The sequence below is a fragment of the Candidatus Limnocylindrales bacterium genome, assembly GCA_035626395.1.
GTDB lineage: Bacteria > Desulfobacterota > Binatia > UBA1149 > CAITLU01 > DASPNH01.
This window is the reverse complement of sequence record DASPNR010000042.1, coordinates 361,543-380,216: the sequence shown is the minus strand read 5'-3', so window position 1 is coordinate 380,216 and position 18,674 is coordinate 361,543. Positions and strand designations below refer to the sequence as shown.

Genomic DNA, 18,674 nt, shown 5'->3' with positions numbered 1-18,674 from the left:
CGTCAGCCTTTGACGACCACGAGGGGCTCCAGCCGCGCGACGCGCCGGGCGATGCCTGCCTTCTCGACGACGCCGACGACGTCGGCCACGTCCTTGTAGGCTTCGGGCGCTTCCTCGGAGACCGCCGACATGCTCGCCGCGCGCAGCGCGATTCCGAGTCCGGCCATTCTCTTCTGCACTTCCCTGCCGCTCGCGAGCTTCTTGGCCTGATTGCGAGCGAGCAGCCGCCCCGCGCCGTGGCAGGCGCTGCCGAACGTCTCGTCCATCGCTCCTTTCTGGCCGCAGAGCACGTAGCTGTAGCGGCCCATGTCGCCGGGAATGATCACCGGCTGGCCGACGTCGCGGTAATTCGCAGGGACGCCCGGATGCCCCGGACCGAACGCGCGCGTGGCGCCTTTTCGATGCACGCACACGCGCATCGGCCGGCCGTCAATGACGTGCTCCTCGTACTTGGCGATGTTGTGGCACACGTCGTAGACCAGCCGCGCCTTGAGGTCCGGCTTCTTGCGCGCGGTCGCGGCCGCCAGCGCGTTCAGCGCGCGGTGCGCAATGAGGGAGCGGTTGGCGAAGGCGAAATTCGCCGCCGCCGCCATCGCGCCGAGGTAGCGCCTGGCGTCGTCCGAATACAGCGGTGCACACGCCAGCTGCTTGTCGGGAAGCACGATGCCGGCTGCCTGCGACGCGCGCAGCATCAGCGCCAGCATGTCCTCGCACACCTGGTGTCCCAGCCCGCGCGAGCCGCTGTGCACGAGAAGCGTCACGCCGCCTTCCTGGAGCCCGAAGCGCTGCGCCGCCTCCTCGTCGTAGACTTCGGCAACGACATCGAGCTCGAGAAAGTGATTGCCGCTGCCGAGCGACCCGATCTGCCCGTGGCCGCGCTCGCGGGCACGATCGCTGACCCATTGCGGCGCGGCGCCGGGAATGCGTCCGCCTTCTTCGATGGAGTCGAGATCGGCCGGCGTGACGATGTCGGTGCCGACGAGTGATCGCGCACCGTCAGCGAGAATCGCGTCGAGGTCGGCCACGCGTGCGTCCGGCTTGCCGACACCGACGCCGGCCGGCACTGCATGCGCGAGCGCATCGGCGATGCGGTCGCGATCGCGGGCCACGTGCCCGCGCTCGAGCTGCGTCGCATGAAGCCGCACGCCGCAGTTGATGTCGTAGCCGACACCGCCCGGTGAGACGACGCCGCCCTGGTCCGGATCGAACGCGGCCACGCCGCCGATGGGAAAGCCGTAGCCCCAGTGGATGTCCGGCATCGCCAGCGCGCGCCCGACGATGCCGGGCAGCGTGGCCACGTTCGCGACCTGCTGGACGCACGGGTCGTTCTGGATGTGCGTCATCAGCAGGTCGTCGGCATAGATCATCCCGTCGACCCGCATGTTGCCCTGACGCGGAAGGCGCCAGCGGACCTCGTCGAGCCGTTCGAGCTGCATCATGGGTTGCATGGGTTCGTGACCTCGCGGTGCCTGCGCGGCGGCGTCGGGCGACTGCCGACCTGGGCGGGAGATTTCGGCTGCGTCATGGGTGCACCCGTTCGTAGCCTTGCCGCGCCGTTCAAACGTCGACCACGACGTGCGCCCGCCACGTGCCGTCGGGCTCGCGGCCAATCTCCATGCCGTGGTACGTGATTGCCTTGATCGCTCCGCGAACCGCATGCCGCTCCATGTCGAGCGGCTCGCCGCAGGCGAAGCCGTCGACGCCGCTATCGTCGTCGCGGGTCAGCACCACGCGCCGGATCGCGAAGCGGCGCGCGTCCATGAGGAAGAGGATCTCCGAAAGCCAGCGAAAGAGCCGCTCGTCATCGTCGGGTGAAGCATGCTCGAGATGCAGCCTGTCGTTGGCGGTGGGCGCGGATTGATGAACGGGGGCGTCGCCGGCGGTGGGCGCGAGCCGGTCCGGTGCGGCCTGCGGATCGAGGCGGTCGGCGGCGAAAGGCGAGGGCTGCCGGCCGCGGCCGTTCCTTTCGAGAGGTGCGAGTGTGTCGCTGGTGGTGGCGTGCGGCGCGCCTGCCGCGGTCGGCGGCGGTTCCAGTGCGACGCTGCACGGACGCTCCTCTCGCAGCTCAATGCTCTCCGGCTCGACCATCAGCGCCGCAAGAGCCTCGGCGGCAGCACAGAGCAGGTCGCCGCGCGTGCTGGCGTTGACGAGGAAGCCTTCGTCGGCAGTGTGGTCCGTTTCCTCGGTGACGAAGCGCGAGCGCAGTGCGACGCGCGGTAGCTCCTGCGTCCACGCCGATGGCGGCTCGAGCGAGCATGCGAGATGCGGCGGCCGCGTCGGTGCCTCCGCGGTCGCCTCGACACGCGCAATGAGTACGTCGTCCGCCCGCCACGCCTCGGCGTCGACGACTCCGCTGCCGATCCGGTCGATCCCGTACCGCAGCCAGGCCTCGCTGCTCGGATCGCTCGCGGTGATCCACAAGGTGCGATGCGGCGCCGCGGTGCATGGCGGTGTGGAGGTGCGTTGCAGTGTGGAGTTGCGCTGCGGTGCGGCCATGAAGTGAGGGTAGAGCGGTTTGCTCGGGCTTGCACCGTCGCGCCGAAGCAACGCTGCCTTGGTGAGGGTGGTCCGCTCGCGCACGTGCACCAACCTTACGTGCCGCCTGCCACCGCGCGCGAGCCGCAACGACGCGGCGCGACCGCCACGCGCGTCCGCGCGAGTTCGGTACCGCAGCCTGTTCGACGCGGGGACGCGGCACGCAAGACCGGCGGCGGCGACGCGTCGGTCCGCCGGACGAAGAATTACGGATCCAGCATGAAAATAGGCGAAAATCGCTTGTCGAGGTCGCGCGCTTTCGCTAAATCTTCGTACATGCGCTGCCAACGCGACGATGGCGCGAGAGCCCCCGGAGTCGATGATCGTCTGCCACTTCGAGGGCTGAAGCGCAGTGCGCACACGGATACTGCCAGCGATGCCTCCGTCCCGCGGTTGTCCGAAACGCAGCGTGGGACTGTCGGAGCGTATGAGGTTCACCGAAAAATCGCGGCGGTGGTACGGCTCGATGCGCGTTGCCGCCGCGTCCTTGGCGAGCTCGCCGTGGCGCTGCGTGAGCGCAAGGCATGGCAGGCGCTTGGTTTTGCGCGGCTCAGCGACTGGTGTCGCGAACGGCTCGGCATCTCGGCAAGCGAGCTCGCCACGATGGCAAGGGTTTCGGCTCGGCTCGCAAGCGTCCCATCGATGGATGCCGCCTACACACGCGGCGAGCTCAATTGGACGCAGGTGCGAGCCATCGCGTCGATCAAGCACCTGCGCCATCCGGACCTGTGGCTCGCGGAAGCGCGTGCATCAACCGGACGAGCGCTCGAAGCCAAGGTCCACGCCTTGAATGAAGGGGTGCCGATCGAGCGGATCCCGTTCCTCAACCATGAGCTTGTTGCGGTTCTGATGGCGGAGCGGCCTGCGGCGACTGGTGGGTCGGGCAACGCGGCGACGATGGCAAGGCCGGGCGCGGAGAGCGCCGCCGCAACGACGAACAATGATGCGACGGGCCTCGAGGTTGGTGCGGCGTGCACAGACGATGCTGCGACGGGCGCCGAGGCCGGCACGGCGTTTACAGAACAGGATCCGGCGGAGCAGCGGCAGAACGCGATCGACACCGACGACACCGCGGCCCAAGCGCAAGCCAAGGCCGACGACGACACGCTCTACCAGCAATGGTGGAACGAATCGGCGCCGGTACGAATGATCGACGGCGAACGTGCAGCTCGCGTGGCCGTGCCGTGCAGCGAGCGCACCCACCGACTATGGCTGGAAGCCTGTGAATACGCCGCGCGCCTCATCGGTCGCGAAGCCGCGACCTGGAATCTCGTCGAGGCGATGTGCATGGAAGCCAGCTCATCGGCAACCATCAATCGGGAAATGCTGGCTTCGCTGGAAGGGCAACAGACCGCTGAAGACATCGACGCACGTGCGGACGAGACAGAGCGGCAACTGCAGGCGTGGGGCGGCGAGTGCGACCACCGCCGCGCGGGCAGCCGCGACGACGACGGCTGCCTCTCCGCCCTGCCGCCGAACCTGCGACATACGCTCGGCATGCACGCACTTCGGACGTGTCACCCATCGCGGCTCGATCGGCGCATGCGCAAGGTCGTTGCGGTGATGCAGACCAACGATGCACGCCTGGCCGACCTGATGGCTCGGCACGCGCCGTCCGGATTCTACCGTCATCTGGGCCACGCCACGCTCGAGGACTATGCGCATGCTCGACTCGGCATCTGCCCGCGCAAGACTCGCGACCTTCTTCGAATGGCACGCGACAGCTCCCGACGCGGCTCCGGAATCTTCGAAGCCTATCGGGCCGGAAAGCTGACGCGCGCCAAGGTCGCCGCTCTCGCGCCCGTGTCGCACGGCGTTCATGCCAGGGCGTGGGCCGAGCGCGCGCGCCTCGTCACGCTTCGACGGCTCCGACAGGAGCTTCTGTACGCCAAGGCGCGGGCGCACATCGACCACCATTGCACCATCGGGCCACCGCCGCCGCCGCGCATGTCGCTCGAGGGCATCTGGGACGAGCTGCGCCGACACGCGACAATCCATGATCCCGCCGCCGGCCAGTCGCCCCGCACGGCCGATGAGAGCCGGCAAATGCGTGGCGCCCACCTCCGCGTCGTACCGGCGCCGATGCCGTGCACGGTCTCTTTCGTAGGTCCCGCCCGGATCGTCGAGTGGTTCCATCACCTTCAGACGTGCTTCATGCAGCCGGGCGACCGGCGCGGCGATGGGCTGCGACGCATGCTCGAAGACATCCTCGCGCAATGGCGCGCGCTTCCGGGCCATCGCGATCCGATCTTCGCGCGCGACGGCTGGCGCTGCAGCGTCCCCGGCTGCACCGCGCGTGCTCAGCTTCACGATCATCACGTGATCTTCCGGTCGCTGCGCGGCCCCGACGATCCGTGGAACCGCGTGGCCGTATGCCTGTGGCACCACCAGCGCGGCCTGCACGGCTACGTCATTCGAGCCAGCGGTCACGCGCCCGACGACCTCGTATGGCAGATCGGATTCAAGCCGGACGGCACGCCGATTCTGCAACTTCGCGGCGACTACTATGAGCGCGCGCCGGCGGCGCCATCGGCCGCAGCGGCGCGTGACGCATCTGCAAGTCGTGCTCCGGCCACATCTGCCGCAGACACCTCCGCGGCAACACGCGAGCCGGCCGATACAGGCGCGCGAAGGCTGCGGCATGATCATGACGCACCCCCAAGAAATGCCCCCGCCGCATCCGCCGCGGACAGCGGCTCCGCAAGACGCGAGCCGGCCGAGGCGGGCGCCGCCGCCGCGGCATGATCAATCGTCGGTGAGATAGGTATAGCTGCCGAGGCTCTCTTCGTAATGCTTGAGCAGCAGCTTGACCTGATCGACGGTAATGCGCCCTTCGCGTTTGGCGCGCTCGGCCTGCAGCCGCATCCGCTCGACCATCACGCTCGGCTCGTACTCCACGTAATCGAGCACCTCGTGAATCGAATCGCCCTTGACCACGTGGCTGACCTCGTAGTCGTCCTCTCCGTCCTCCGACAGCCGCACGTGCACCGCGTTGGTATCGCCGAAGAGGTTGTGAAGGTCGCCGAGGATCTCCTGGTATGCGCCCGCCATGAAGATCGCCATCATGTACGGCTGATCCGGCCGCACCTTGTGCACCTCGAGCACCTGCTTGGGATCTTCGACGTCGATGAAGCGGTCGATCTTTCCGTCGCTGTCGCAGGTCAGATCCGCCACCACGCATCGCACCGTCGGCTCCTCGTTGAGCCGGTGGATGGGCAGGATCGGAAAGAGCTGGTCGATCGCCCAGCTGTCGGGCACGGATTGGAACACGGAGAAGTTGCCGTAGTAGATCGCCGCCAGCTGCTCGGGCAGCTCGGCCACTTCTTCGGGAACCCGCTTGAGGCGCCGCGCCGTGGCCGCGATCTTGGCGCAGCATCCCCAGAACAGCCGCTCGGCCTGGCCGCGCTCGCGCAGGCTCAGGAAGCCCAGCTTGAACAGACTCTCGGCCTCTTCCTTGCCCTGCTGCGCGTCGTGATACGCCTCCTGCAGGTTCTTCGGCTGGATTCCGAGATACGTCTCGTAGAGGTGGCGCAGCACCGAATGCGCACCGGGGCCCGGATCGGCCGCCTCATCGGTCCGCACCTCGTGCGTCCCCACCACCTCGAACACCAGCACCGATTGATGCGCGCTCACCGCGCGCCCGCTCTCGCTGATGATGGTCGGGCACGGCAGGGATGCCTTCGTGCACGCCTCCTGGATGGCCGCCACGACGTCGTGCGCATACTCCTGCACGTTGTAGTTCTTGGAGGCGTGGTAGTCGGTCTTGGAGCCGTCGTAGTCGACCGCCAGGCCGCCGCCGACGTCGATGTAGTGCATCTCGGCACCGAGCTTGGCCAGCTCCACGTAGAGGTTGGCCGCCTCCTGCATCGCGTTCTTGATCGGGATGATGCTCGAGATCTGGCTGCCGATGTGGAAGTGCAGCAGTTGCAGGCAGTCCAGCATCTGCGCGGCGCCGAGGCGGTCGCACACCTCCACGATCTCGCTGACCGTCAGGCCGAACTTGGCGCGATCGCCGGCCGAGTTCTTCCAGCGCCCCACCCCGCGCGACGACAGCTTGGCGCGCACGCCCAGGCAGGGCCGGATGCCGGTCTTCTCGAACGCCTCCAGCGCGAAATCGAGCTCCTCGGGCCGCTCCAGCACGACGATCACCGTCTTGCCGAATCGCTGCGCCAGAAGCGCGGTCTCGATGTACTTCCGATCCTTGTAGCCGTTGCAGATGATCAGGCCGTTGGGATCGCTGATTGCCGACAGCGCGATCAGCAGCTCCGGCTTCGATCCGGCCTCCAGCCCGTACTGCCAGGGCTGCCCGAACTCGACCACTTCATCGATCAGGTGTTTCTGCTGATTGACCTTGACCGGGAAGACGCCGCGGTAGGTGCCCGGATAGCCGTAGTCGGCGATCGCCTTGTGGAAGCACTCGTTGAGGCGCCGGATGCGGTCCTTGAGGATGTCGCTGAAGCGGATCAGCAGCGGCAGATCCAGCCCGCGCGCTTCCAGATCGCCGACCAGCTCGTAGAGGTCGATCTTGCGGTTCGGCTTCTCCGGATCGGGCGTGACCAGCAGCGTGCCCTGCTCGCTGATCGAGAAGTACGGCTCGCCCCAGCCCCGGACCTGATACAGATCGGAGCTCTTGATGATGGACCAGCCGTTGCCTTGTTCGCCGTTGCTCACGTCGTCCTCGTTGCCACAAAACCGCGCGCGCGCCTAACTAGCGCGTGCGTTGCCCGGGCGCACGCCCTTTATTGCGAATCACCTCCGCCTGGGCGAAACAGACCGCAGCGGGGTCTCCGTTGCCGCACCTCTCATCCAACGCCTCCCGTGCCGGCGCGCGCCTGCTCCCGTGTGCCGTCTCATCCGCCCTCCTGTGCGGCTGCATGCTAGGGCCCAATTACGCCACGCCGCCGCCGCCGCTGTCGGAGCAGTGGCGCGGAGCCGACGGGATCTCCGTCACCGCCGAGCCCGCCGACTACCGGACCTGGTGGAGCATCTTCGCCGACCCCGCGCTCGATTCGCTCATCGCGCAGGCGTACGCCAACAACACCGACCTGGCCAGCGCCGGCGCCCGTGTGCTCGAGGCGCGCGCGCGACGAGGCCTGGCGCGCGCCGACCTTTTTCCCCAGGACCATTCGGCCCGCGGTGGCCTGGCCTTCACCGATCCCAGCGCGCAGACCGCGACGGCCAGGGCCTCGGCGGCGGCCGGAGGCTCGGGCCCGAGCGGCGCGCTGCGCGAGTGGTCCCTCGGCTACGACGCATCCTGGGAGATCGACCTGTGGGGCAAGTACCGACGCGCCATCGAAGCTGCCGACGCCGAGATGCTGGCCAGCATCGCCACCTACGACGACGTGCTGGTGAGCCTGCTCGGCGAAGTCGCTTCCGAGTACGTCCGCTACCGCACGCTGCAGAAGCGCATGGCCGTGGCGCGCCGCAACCTGGACATCCAGCAGCAGAGCTTCGAGATCGCCGACGTGCGCTTCCGCGGCGGCGCCGTCACCGAGCTGGACGCCGCTCAGGCGGCTTCGCTGCTCGAGAACACCCGCGCGCTGCTGCCCAACCTGGAAGCGCAGCTTCGCATCAGCGAGCATGCCCTGTCGGTGCTTCTGGGCGTGGCTCCCACCGCGCTGCCCGAGCTGCACGAAGGACGGGCCGAGATCCCCGTCGTTCCCGACGTCGTTCGCGTGGGCGTGCCAGCCGAGCTGCTTCGCCGCCGGCCCGATGTTCGCGCTGCCGAGCGACGGCTCGCCGCCCAGAGTGCGCGCATCGGCATTGCCAAGACCGAGTACATGCCGAGCCTGTCCCTGACGGGCAGCATCGGCGTGGCGGCCGAAGACGGCGTCGATCTCTTCAAGGGCAGCGCGCTCGAAGCGTTCGGCGGCCCGCAGTTCCGCTGGCGCATCCTCGACTTCGGCCGCATAGCCCACGAGGTCCGGATCCAGGACGCGCGCTTCCAGTCGCTGCTGTCGGATTACGAAGGCCAGGTGCTGCAGGCGCAGCGCGAGGTCGAGAACGCCATCGCCAGCTACCGCGGCGCGCGCGAGCAGGCGATTGCGCTCGAGCACAGCATCGCCGCGGCCCAGCGCGCCGTCGACCTGGCGCTGATCCAGTACCGCGAAGGCGCCGCCGACTATACGCGTGTCCTCGATACCCAGCAGTTCCTCGTCGAGGCGCACGACCGTTACGTCCAGATCCGCGGCACCGAGGCGGCCAGCCTCGTCTCGCTCTATCGCGCCCTCGGCGGCGGCTGGGAGATCCGCGAGGGCAGCGACTTCGTCTCCGAGCGCGCCAAGGCACAGATGCGGGCACGCACCGCCTGGGGCAGCATGCTGGACGATCATGATTGAAGCTCGCCCGCGCTCGCCCCTGCTGGCCGCGATGATGCTCGCGGCGCTGCCCGCGCTGACCGCCTGCGGCAACCGCGGCCCGGCAGTTGCCGAGCTGCCGCCGCCCGAGGTCAGCGTGGCCCGTCCCGTGGTCCGGCCGGTCGAGGACATGTTCGAGGCCAGCGGCCACATGGAGGCGGTCGACAAGGTCGAGATCCGCGCACGAGTCTCGGGCTACCTGGTCGAGGTGAACTTCACCGACGGCGCGATGGTGGAGAAAGGCCAGATCCTGTTCGTCATCGATCCTCGTCCGTACGAGGCCGCGGCCGCGCAGGCGAGCGGCGACGTCGGCCGCTGGCAGGCGGCGCTGCGCAAGGCCGAGGCGGACGTCGCGCGCGCCACGAGACTTCTGCCGCAGGGCGCCGCCAGCAAGAGCGAGCTGGAGACGGCCGTGGCGGCGCGCGATTCGGCCACCGCCGAGATTCGCGCGGCACAGGCCAAGCTCGATGCCGCGCGCCTGGACCTCGAGTTCACGCGCGTGACCGCGCCGATCAGCGGCCGCATCAGCAACACCGCCGTCACCGTCGGCAACCTGGTGCAGGCCGGAGTCAACTCGCCGGTGCTGTCCACCATCGTCGCGACCGACCCTCTCTATGCCTACTTCGACTGCGACGAGCGCATGGTCCTGCACCAGCGCGAGCGGCGTCTTGCCGCAGGACAGCGCGTGGCGCCGGCCGACATCCGAAGTCTCAACCTGCCCGTCTACGTGGGTCTGGCCAACGAGACCGGCTATCCGCACAAGGGCGTGCTCGATTTCGTCGACAACCAGGCCGACCCGACCACCGGCACCATTCGCGCGCGCGCCGTCTTCGCCAACCCCGACAACCTGTTTCAGCCGGGCCTGTTCGTGCGCGTGCGGTTGAGCCTGGGGCCGCCGGTGCCGTCCCTGCTGGTGCCCGATCGCGCCATCGGCACCGATCAGAGCAACAAGTACGTGCTGGTGGTCAACGATCAGAGCGTGGTCGAGCCCCGCATCGTGCGCCTGGGCCAGCGCACCGACGATGGCATGCGAGCGGTGCTCAGCGGCGTCGGCGAGCACGAGCGCGTCATCGTCAACGGCCTGCTGCGCGCGCGCCCGGGCATCACGGTCGTCGCGCACGAAACGACCATGGATGCGGTAGCCGCGGCGCCCGAGCCCTCCGGCGGCATTCTCGGCGCGGCCGGCGCAAGCAACGGGCCGGCAGGCACTCCAGGCGCAGGCAACGCCGCCGCGACGCCGGCCGGCGCCGGCACAGGCAGCGCAGCGGCGCAGCAGCCGGGCACCGGCGCAGGCAGCGCCGCCGCGCCGCAGCCCGGCGCCGGCACGGGCAACGCTGCGGCGCAGCAGCCGGGCACAGGCTCATCGCCACCGCGGCGCGGCGCCGCGAACTGACGCCACGTGCTCGCTCGCTTCTTCATCGACCGTCCCGTCTTCGCCACCGTCCTGTCGGTCGTCATCGTCGTTCTCGGACTGGTCGCGCTGCCCAACCTGGCGGTCGAGCAGTATCCGGAGATCGTGCCGCCGACCATCAGCATCTCCACCGTCTATCCCGGCGCCAACGCCGAGGTGGTGGCGTCGACCGTGGCGGCCACCATCGAGCAGGAAGTCAACGGCGTCGAGAACATGCTCTACATGCTCTCGCGGTCGACCAACGACGGCGCGCTCAACATCGAGGTCACCTTCCAGCTCGGAACCGACCTCGATACCGCGCAGGTGCTGACGCAGAACCGTGTCGCCATCGCCGAGCCGCGACTTCCCGAAGAAGTGCGCCGCCAGGGCGTGACGGTGCGCAAGCGCTCGCCCAACATGCTGCTGGTCGTCAACGTCATCTCGCCCGACAAACGCTACGACCAGATCTACCTGAGCAACTACACGACGCTGAACATCCGCGAGCACATCGCGCGCCTGCCCGGCGTCGGCGACCTCAGCCTGCTCGGCGCGCGCGACTACAGCATGCGGGTGTGGCTGGACCCCGCCAAGCTGGCGGCGCTCGGCATGTCGGCCGGCGACGTCATCCGCGCGCTTCGCGAGCAGAACGTACAGGTCGCGGCCGGGCGCATCGGGCAGGAGCCGGTGCCCGCCGGCACCGACTTCCAGTACACGGTGCGCACGCTCGGGCGCCTGCTCGAGCCCGAGGAGTTCGGCAGCATCGTCATCAAGACAGGCGAGGACGGCGCCATCACGCGGCTTCGCGAGGTTGCGCGCGTGGAGCTCGGCGCGCGCAGCTACGACGGCGCCAGCTTCCTCGACGGCGCGCCGTCGGCCGGCATGGCCATCTTCCCGCTGCCGGGCGCGAACGCGGTCGAGCTGGCGCAGGACGTCCGGGACGCGATGGACGAGCTGGCCAAATCCTTCCCCGAGGGCGTCGAGTACCGCATCGTCTACGACACCACCACGTTCGTGGCCGAGTCGATCAACGAGGTCTACAAGACACTGATCGAGGCATTCGTGCTGGTGTTCCTGGTCGTGCTGCTGTTCCTGCAGGACTGGCGCGCCACGCTGCTGCCGATGATCGACGTGCCGGTGTCGCTGATCGGCACGTTCGCGGTGATGTCGCTGCTCGGCTTCTCGCTCAACAACCTGTCGCTGTTCGGCCTGGTGCTGGCCATCGGCATCGTGGTCGACGATGCCATCGTCGTCGTCGAGAACGTCTCGCGCTGGATGGACAAGGGGCTGCCCGCGCGCGAAGCGACGCTGAAGGCGATGGAAGAGATCACCGGCCCCGTCATCGCCATCACGCTGGTGCTGGCCTCGGTCTTCATTCCCACCGCCTTCGTCACCGGCATCAGCGGCGAGTTCTACCGGCAGTTCGGCCTGACCATCGCCGCCTCCACCATCATCTCGGCGATCAACGCGATGACGATGGCGCCGGCGCGCGCGGTGCTGCTGATCAAGCCTCGTCACGAGGTCGAAGAGCGCGAGGCGCTGCCGCGCATCGGCATCGCGCTGGCCGCGGGCGTTGCGCTGGCATGGCTGCTCGAGCCGACGATGACATCCCTGCTCGGCGACCCGTCGCACGCTGCGCATTCCGCCACCGGCTGGTCGGCGTGGGGCCCCTGGCTCGCGCTGGCGGCAATCGGCGCGATCGTCGGCTGGATTTTCGCGGCGCCGATCAACCGCGGCCTGCTGCGCATCTTCGACCTGTTCAATGCCGGCTTCGGGCGGCTGACCACGCGCTACAGCGCAGGCGTCTCGCGCGTGGTGCGTCACGGCGTCCTGATGCTGGTCGTCTACGCAGGGCTGATGGGAGTGACCGGCCTGCTGTTCGAGAGCGTTCCGGCCGGCTTCATTCCCGAGCAGGACAAGGGCTATCTGATCGGCAACGTCCAGCTCCCCGACGGCTCGAGCCTGTCACGCACCAAGGAAGTGATGGCGCGCGTGGATGAGATCCTGCACTCCACGCCCGGCGTCGCGCACACGATCCGTCTGCCCGGCTTCTCGCTGCTCGCGCGCAGCAACATCTCGAGCCAGGGCGGTCTGTTCATCATCCTGGAGCCGCACGAGGAGCGCGTCGCGCGCGGCCTTTCGGCGAACGCGGTGGCCGCCAACCTGCGCAAGCGTTTCCTGGAGATCCAGGACGCCGCCATGGTCGTCTTCGGCGCTCCGGCGGTGCCGGGCCTGAGCAACACCGCCGGCTTCAAGCTGTACGTGCAGGACCGCGGCGACCTCGGGCCGCAGCGGCTGCAGGCCGCGACCGAAGGGCTGATTCGCGCGGGCAACGCGCAGCCGGGGCTGGTCGGGCTGTTCTCGAGCTTCCGCGCCAGCATGCCCGAGATCTACCTGGACCTGGACCGGACCAAGGCCAAAGCGCTCGGCGTGGGGCTCGACGACGTCTTCGAGACGCTGCAGGTCTATCTCGGCTCGGCCTACGCCAACGACTTCACGCGCTTCGGCCGCAACTGGCAGGTGATCGTGCAGGCCGAGGCCAGCGAGCGCATGGAAGCCAGCGACATCGCCAAGCTGCAGGTGCGCAACGACCGCGGCGAGATGGTGCCGCTCGGGACGATGGTGGCCGTGCGCGACATCACGGGCCCGGCGGCGATCAACCGTTACAACATGTTCCCGGCAGCCGAGATCTCGGGCGCCTCGCGTCCCGGCGTCAGCACGGGCGATGCGATCGCGATGATGGAAGCGCTCGCGCGGCGCGAGCTGCCGCCCAATACCGGCATCGAGTGGACCGAGATCGCGCTGCAGCAGAGGCAGCAGGGCAACACCGCCGTATTCGTGTTCGCGCTCGGCGCGCTGCTGGTGTTCCTGGTGCTGGCCGCGCTCTACGAAAGCTGGTCGCTGCCGCTGGCCATCGTGCTGATCGTGCCGATGTGCCTGCTGGCGGCGTTGACGGGTGTATGGCTGACCGGCTCGGACAACAACATCTTCACGCAGATCGGCTTCGTCGTGCTGATCGGCCTGGCCGCCAAGAACGCGATCCTGATCGTGGAGTTCGCCAAGCAGCTCGAGGATCAGGGAAAGGGCCGCCTGGAGGCGGTGGTGGAGGCGAGCCACGTGCGCCTGCGCCCCATCCTGATGACGTCGCTGGCGTTCCTGCTCGGTGTGCTGCCGCTGATCCGCGGCTCCAGCGCCGGCTCCGAGATGCGCTTCGCCCTGGGCATCGCCGTCTTCTCGGGCATGCTGGGCGTGACGATCTTCGGCATCTTCTTCACGCCGGTGTTCTATACGGTCATTCGCGGCCTGACCGAACGCTCCGCGCGGCGCCGCCAGCCCCTGCCGGGCCCGGTCGCGCCGGCCGCTACCGAACGCTGATCGAACGGCGGCGCCGCCCGACCGGCCGCTCGAACCGTGGCGCCCGCAGCCACGCTCGACGCGCGCTCGTGATTCGGCTTCGGGGCGAGCCGGCCCTGGAGATCGCGCCTACTCGGGCACGCCCAGATCGACCTTGAACATCAGCCGTACGCTTTCCTGCTCCAGGCCGATGTAGAAGCCCGCGCGCCGCTCCTCGTCGAACGACTGGCCGATGCGCAGATAGGCCCCCGTCTTGACCTTGCGTGCCCAGCCGCGGTCGGCGTAAGCGATGAAGTCATCCTTTTGAAGTACGCCCGAGAGCCGCTGGACCAGGCCCCACTGGCTAGGGCTTCCCAGCAGCGCGGTGCGCGCCAGGAACTGCTCGGTCTTCGAATCCGCGCTCGCCGTTTGCGGCGCGGTCAGAGATAGCGCGGCGGCTGCCGCCAGCGCTGCTGCAATCGATCGAACTCTCACCGTTCCCCCACTTCCCCGCGCGGCGCGCGCGAGGCAGCCCCGAATTCGGTCGATGATCCGCGCCTGCCGGCCGATTGTCGAGGATCTTTGTAGCTGCGCCGCATGCTACGGCGCATTGCCACGCCGATGCGGGGCGAACACACGCCGCCGCTCTTCCTGGCCCTCCCCTCGCATGCCACGATCGCCATGTCGGGGACGTTCGAGCGAGCCGGCTTCTCTCCTCCCTGCCTTACCCGGACATCCCCGATGCATGCGCGATGCTTCGCGTGCTCGCGCCAGTGGCGGCGCCGACGCAGCGATCAACCGACGAACTCCCTCCCGCGTCGGTCCCTGCGCCGACGCCGCCTTCGCTGTTCTTGCCGCCTTCGCCGCTGCGCGAGCTCCCGCCTTCGCCTAACGGTCGTCAGCCTTGCCGCTTCACGTTCTTTCGCCCGTGCGCGCGCGCCGACGCCTCGGCGTTGGCAGTTCACTGGTCGTCCGCCGGTGCGTTCGGCGCCGAGGAATGCGTGCAGCGCGCGCCATCCCCGCATCATGCTACCGACTTTCCTGTAAACCCTCTTCTTCGCCTTCGAGTGCGCGGCTAAGTTTGCGGTGGGGTTCTTGCGTCGCGCGCCGTCGGCAGCGACGCGCCGCTCGCGCGCCGTCCACAGCGGCGTTTGCTCGCCGCGCGCCGTTGCCAAACGGCGCGTCGCTCACGCGCCGTCCGCAGCGGCGCCGGAAAGTCTGGAGGGTTGCTCGAATGCAGCGTTGCTTCGTCCGCGTTCTGCTCGTGTGTTCGCTCATTGTCTCCCTGTTTGCGCCCCCGACGGGCGCGTACGCCGCTCCCGGCGATCTCGATACGACCTTCAGCACCGACGGCATCACGACCCAGACCTTCTCCGGCACCGGCAATCAGACCGCCTACGCCGTGGCGGTCGACGGCAACGGCAAGATCGTGGTTGCCGGCGAGAAGCTGACGAGCCCGGGCACCGGCGCCATCGCGCGCTTCAACGCCGACGGCACGCTCGACACGACCTTCTCGACCGATGGCCTGCAGACGGTGATCGGAGGGTGCAGCTCGCTGCGCATCAACGCGATCCTGATCGATGCGAGCAACCGAATCGTCTTTGCCGGCCGCTGCGGCACCGACTTTCTGCTGGGCCGTCTGACCAACAGCGGCAACCTGGACACGACCTTCGGCCCCGGCGGCGCCGGCGCCATCTCGCCGACGGACTTCGACGGATTCGCGCAGGCACTGGCTGTCCAGCCCGACGGCAAGTACGTCGTGGCCGGACTGGTCGGTCCGAGCACCGTGCGCGTGGCGCGCTTTACCGCCAACGGCAGCATCGACACCACCTTCGACAGTGACGGCACGATGACCCACAGCTTCCTGAACTGCGATGCTCCCGAGATCCGCGGCGTGGGCGTGCAGAGCGACGGCACCGGCCGCATCGTCGCGGTCGGCTTCGGCATCTGCGACATCAGCTCGGTCACGGGCGACGCCGTGATCATGCTGTTCCTGACCTCCAACGGCAGCCTCGACAGCTCGGCGTTCGGCGACGGCGTCAAGGTCGATCGTTTCGGCCTGACCGAGGCACGCGCGCATGCGATGTCGTTCGGTCCCTCCACCAAGGTGACCATCGCCGGCACCACCACCGACTCCGGCGGCAACACCGACTTCTTCCTCGCCCGCACCACCTCCTTCGGCATCACCGACAACACGTTCGGCACCAGCGGCCGCGTCGTCACCGACTTCGGCGCCAACTCGGAGGCCAACGCCGTGCGCGTGCACAGCATCGACGCCAGCAACGTCCTGATCGTCGCCGGCGGCCTCGTCGACAACGCCGGCAACCAGAACTTCGCCGTCGCCCGTTACGGCACCACGGGCGCGCTGGACACGACCTTCTCGGGCGACGGCAAGGTGACCACCGACTTCGGCTCCAGCGCCGACGACCGCATCTTCTCGGCCGCGCTGCAGCCGGCCGATCTCAAGCTCGTCGTCGCCGGCGGCTCCATCGCCTCGGGCACCGACCGATTCGCCGTCGCCCGCTATCTGATGGCCCAGTGCGGAAACGGCACGGTCGAGCCAGGCGAGGACTGCGAGACCGGCGCCTGCTGCAACACCTCCACGTGCAGGTTCCAGCCAGCGGCGACGACGTGCCGCGGCGCGGCCGGCGTCTGCGACGTTGCCGAGACCTGCAGCGGTACGTCGGCCGCGTGCCCTGCCGATGCACTGGCGCCATCGAGCACCGTCTGCCGCGCCGGCAACGGCACCTGCGATCCCGCCGAGAACTGCACCGGCTCTTCGGTCACGTGCCCGGCCAATACGTTCGCATCCTCGGGGACCGCGTGCACCGACGACGGCCAGGCCTGCACCGCCGACCAGTGCGATGGCGCCGGCACCTGCACGCACCCGCTGCGTCCCGCCAACACCGTGTGCCGCGCGGCCGCGTCTTCGTGCGACGTGGCCGAAGTGTGCAACGGAACTTCGGGCGCATGTCCGGCCAATGGCTTCCAGCCTTCGGGGACCGCGTGCGCCGCCGACAGCAATCCGTGCACTCTCGACCAGTGCGACGGCGCCGGCACGTGCGCGCATCCTGCCGGCAACGCCGGTACGGTCTGCCGCGCAGCCGCCAACGCGTGTGACGTCGCCGAGACCTGCTCGGGCGCGAGCACCACGTGCCCGGCCAACGGCTTTGCGGGCTCCGGCACGCCTTGCGCGAGCAACAACGTGTTCTGCGACGGCGTCGAGCAGTGCAACGGCGCCGGCAGCTGCATCAGCCCCGGCAATCCGTGCACGGGCGGCGCGTTCTGCGCCAACCTGTGCAACGAGTCGCAGGACACCTGCAACCGCCCGGCAGGCACGGCCTGCACGAGCGACGGCCAGTTCTGCACCGGCGTCGAGCAGTGCAACGGCAGCGGCGCCTGCGTCAGCCCCGGCGATCCGTGCCCGGCGCAGGACATCTGCTTCGTCTGCAACACCGCCACGCAGCAGTGCGTGGACACCGACCCCGACGGCGACGGCCACTGCCTGGCCGCTGACACGTGTCCGACCGAGTTCAACCCCGATCAGCTCAACACCGACTGCCCCGACCCCGACTTCTTCGCGCTCGGCGGCTGCGACGACCCCTCGCTGGTGCCCGACGGTCGCAAGGGCTGCTGCGACGGCGGCGACGTGTGCGATCCATGCCCGGCCAACGCGATCAACGAGCGCTGCGACCAGGACATCTCGGGCGGCCAGTCCATCGGCCCCAATGGCGGCAGCTTCACGCTCGGCAACTGCATCACCATCTCGGTGCCGGCCGGCGCGCTGGCGACCGACACCAGCATCAGCGTCTCGGTGGGCGAGGACGATCCGATCAACCCTGCCACCGGCCAGCCCTTCAGCGACCCGATCAAGCTCAAGGGCGGCACGACCTCGGTCATGAAGATCATCATGCTGCCCGACGATCAGACCTTCGCCGCGCCGATCACGATCGAGCTGTGCTGGGACGATCGCGACAACGACAACGTCGTCGACAAGGGCGTGTGCATCGACAACGGCGCGTGCACCGAAGTGGGCGAGCCCAGCTGCGACGCCAACGGCGACTGCGCCTGCGGCAACTGCGTCGGCGGCGGCGCGACGCAGGAGGACAACCTGCGCCTGCGCCGCGACGGTGAGCTGTTCGACCACGAGGGCTTCCACCCGGCCCCGCTCGACGAGTGCGGCGACGTGCACCAGCAGAACACGGCGTTCTGCAGCGCTGCGGCCGCGCCCGGCAACTGCGCCGATACGCCCGGCACGGGGCGCTCGAGCGTGGCCAACTGCTGCAACCGCACGGCCAACAAATGGCCGTTCCAGACGTGCTACTTCTCCGAGTTCTACTTCGGGCGCCTCGAAGGCGCGCTCATCCCCGGACGCGGAAGCCTGGCCACGGACTGCCAGTCCGAGTGGTCGGTGGTCAATCCCTTCAACGAGCCCGAGAGCGACAAGCGCGGCTTCCTCAACCTCGAGCAGACGTGCACCGACGGCGATCCGAGCTGCGACGGCGACGGCCTTGCCGATGGCGCCTGCACGTTCCAGGTCGCGGTGTGCCTGAACGTCGACGACGCGCGCCTGAGCGATGCGGCCGGCGTTCAGCTCTGCGATCCGAGCGACACCGCAACGTGGGAGCTCAAGAAGCCGCTGCCCATCAGCGCGCGGCCGCACGAAGCCGACGCCGCGCTGGCGCTGCGCGATGCGGTGGCGGCGCTCGGCGGCGGCACCGTGGGCGGCTCGCGCCAGAACATCGTCACGTTCGCGACGCCGCTGCTGACCGAGGACATGTGCACGGAGACGACGCAGATCGTCGTGCCTCTCAGCGGCCCGCTGGCCGACCGCGCCACGCGCATGACGTTCAAGGCGGCGGCCACCAGTGCAGGCGGCAGCAAGGATTCGGATCTGCTGAAGCTCAACTGCATCCCGCCGTCGGATGAGTGATGCGTGTTGCGGGGGCGCGGCCGGCCACGTCGCATGGCGCGCCATCTGCGGCGTTGGCGGCACGATCGCTCGCTCCGGCGGGCCTCCAGCGCGCCTGCGCTCGCTCTACGCGCCGCCGCCTTGCCTCTGG

Annotated in this window: 9 protein-coding genes; 5 read left to right on the top strand and 4 right to left on the bottom strand. The window is 68.9% G+C overall.

All coding sequences use genetic code 11. The features are described from left to right. Positions 1-2: 2 nt before the first annotated feature. Entirely contained in the window at positions 3-1,439 is a 1,437-nt protein-coding gene (locus VEC57_17385) for an RtcB family protein (GenBank protein ID HYC00910.1), read from the bottom strand. A gap of 118 nt (positions 1,440-1,557) precedes the next feature. Beyond that, positions 1,558-2,580, bottom strand: coding sequence for an archease (locus VEC57_17380; GenBank protein ID HYC00909.1), 1,023 nt, complete (start codon positions 2,578-2,580; stop codon positions 1,558-1,560). Between the two features lie 408 nt (positions 2,581-2,988). Here VEC57_17380 and VEC57_17375 point away from each other — a divergent pair, with 408 nt between their 5' ends. Continuing rightward, positions 2,989-5,280 (top strand): HNH endonuclease signature motif containing protein, encoded by a 2,292-nt coding sequence (locus VEC57_17375; GenBank protein HYC00908.1) that lies wholly within the window; start codon positions 2,989-2,991, stop codon positions 5,278-5,280. Here VEC57_17375 and speA read toward each other — a convergent pair whose 3' ends face one another. Then, complete coding sequence (speA, locus tag VEC57_17370) at positions 5,281-7,206, bottom strand: biosynthetic arginine decarboxylase (GenBank protein HYC00907.1); 1,926 nt, start codon at positions 7,204-7,206, stop codon at positions 5,281-5,283. It lies immediately after the preceding gene. A 44-nt stretch (positions 7,207-7,250) separates the two neighbouring features. Between speA and VEC57_17365 the strand changes: the two genes are divergently transcribed. Genes VEC57_17365 through VEC57_17355 form a run of 3 tightly spaced genes read left to right on the top strand, consistent with a single transcriptional unit; the run spans position 7,251 to position 13,653 of the window. Beyond that, on the top strand, positions 7,251-8,873 hold the full coding sequence (locus VEC57_17365; GenBank protein HYC00906.1) for a TolC family protein: 1,623 nt from the start codon (positions 7,251-7,253) through the stop codon (positions 8,871-8,873). Next, on the top strand, positions 8,866-10,284 hold the full coding sequence (locus VEC57_17360) for an efflux RND transporter periplasmic adaptor subunit (protein HYC00905.1): 1,419 nt from the start codon (positions 8,866-8,868) through the stop codon (positions 10,282-10,284). The genes VEC57_17365 and VEC57_17360 overlap by 8 nt, the downstream gene beginning before the upstream one ends. A 6-nt stretch (positions 10,285-10,290) precedes the next feature. Beyond that, positions 10,291-13,653, top strand: coding sequence for a multidrug efflux RND transporter permease subunit (locus tag VEC57_17355; GenBank protein ID HYC00904.1), 3,363 nt, complete (start codon positions 10,291-10,293; stop codon positions 13,651-13,653). Positions 13,654-13,761: 108 nt separating this feature from the next. Here VEC57_17355 and VEC57_17350 read toward each other — a convergent pair whose 3' ends face one another. Continuing rightward, positions 13,762-14,106 carry a hypothetical protein gene (locus VEC57_17350; GenBank protein ID HYC00903.1) on the bottom strand — a complete coding sequence of 115 codons (345 nt, stop codon included), beginning with the start codon at positions 14,104-14,106 and terminating at the stop codon, positions 13,762-13,764. A 769-nt stretch (positions 14,107-14,875) separates the two neighbouring features. Between VEC57_17350 and VEC57_17345 the strand changes: the two genes are divergently transcribed. After that, entirely contained in the window at positions 14,876-18,544 is a 3,669-nt protein-coding gene (locus VEC57_17345; GenBank protein HYC00902.1) for a hypothetical protein, read from the top strand. Positions 18,545-18,674: the final 130 nt, after the last annotated feature.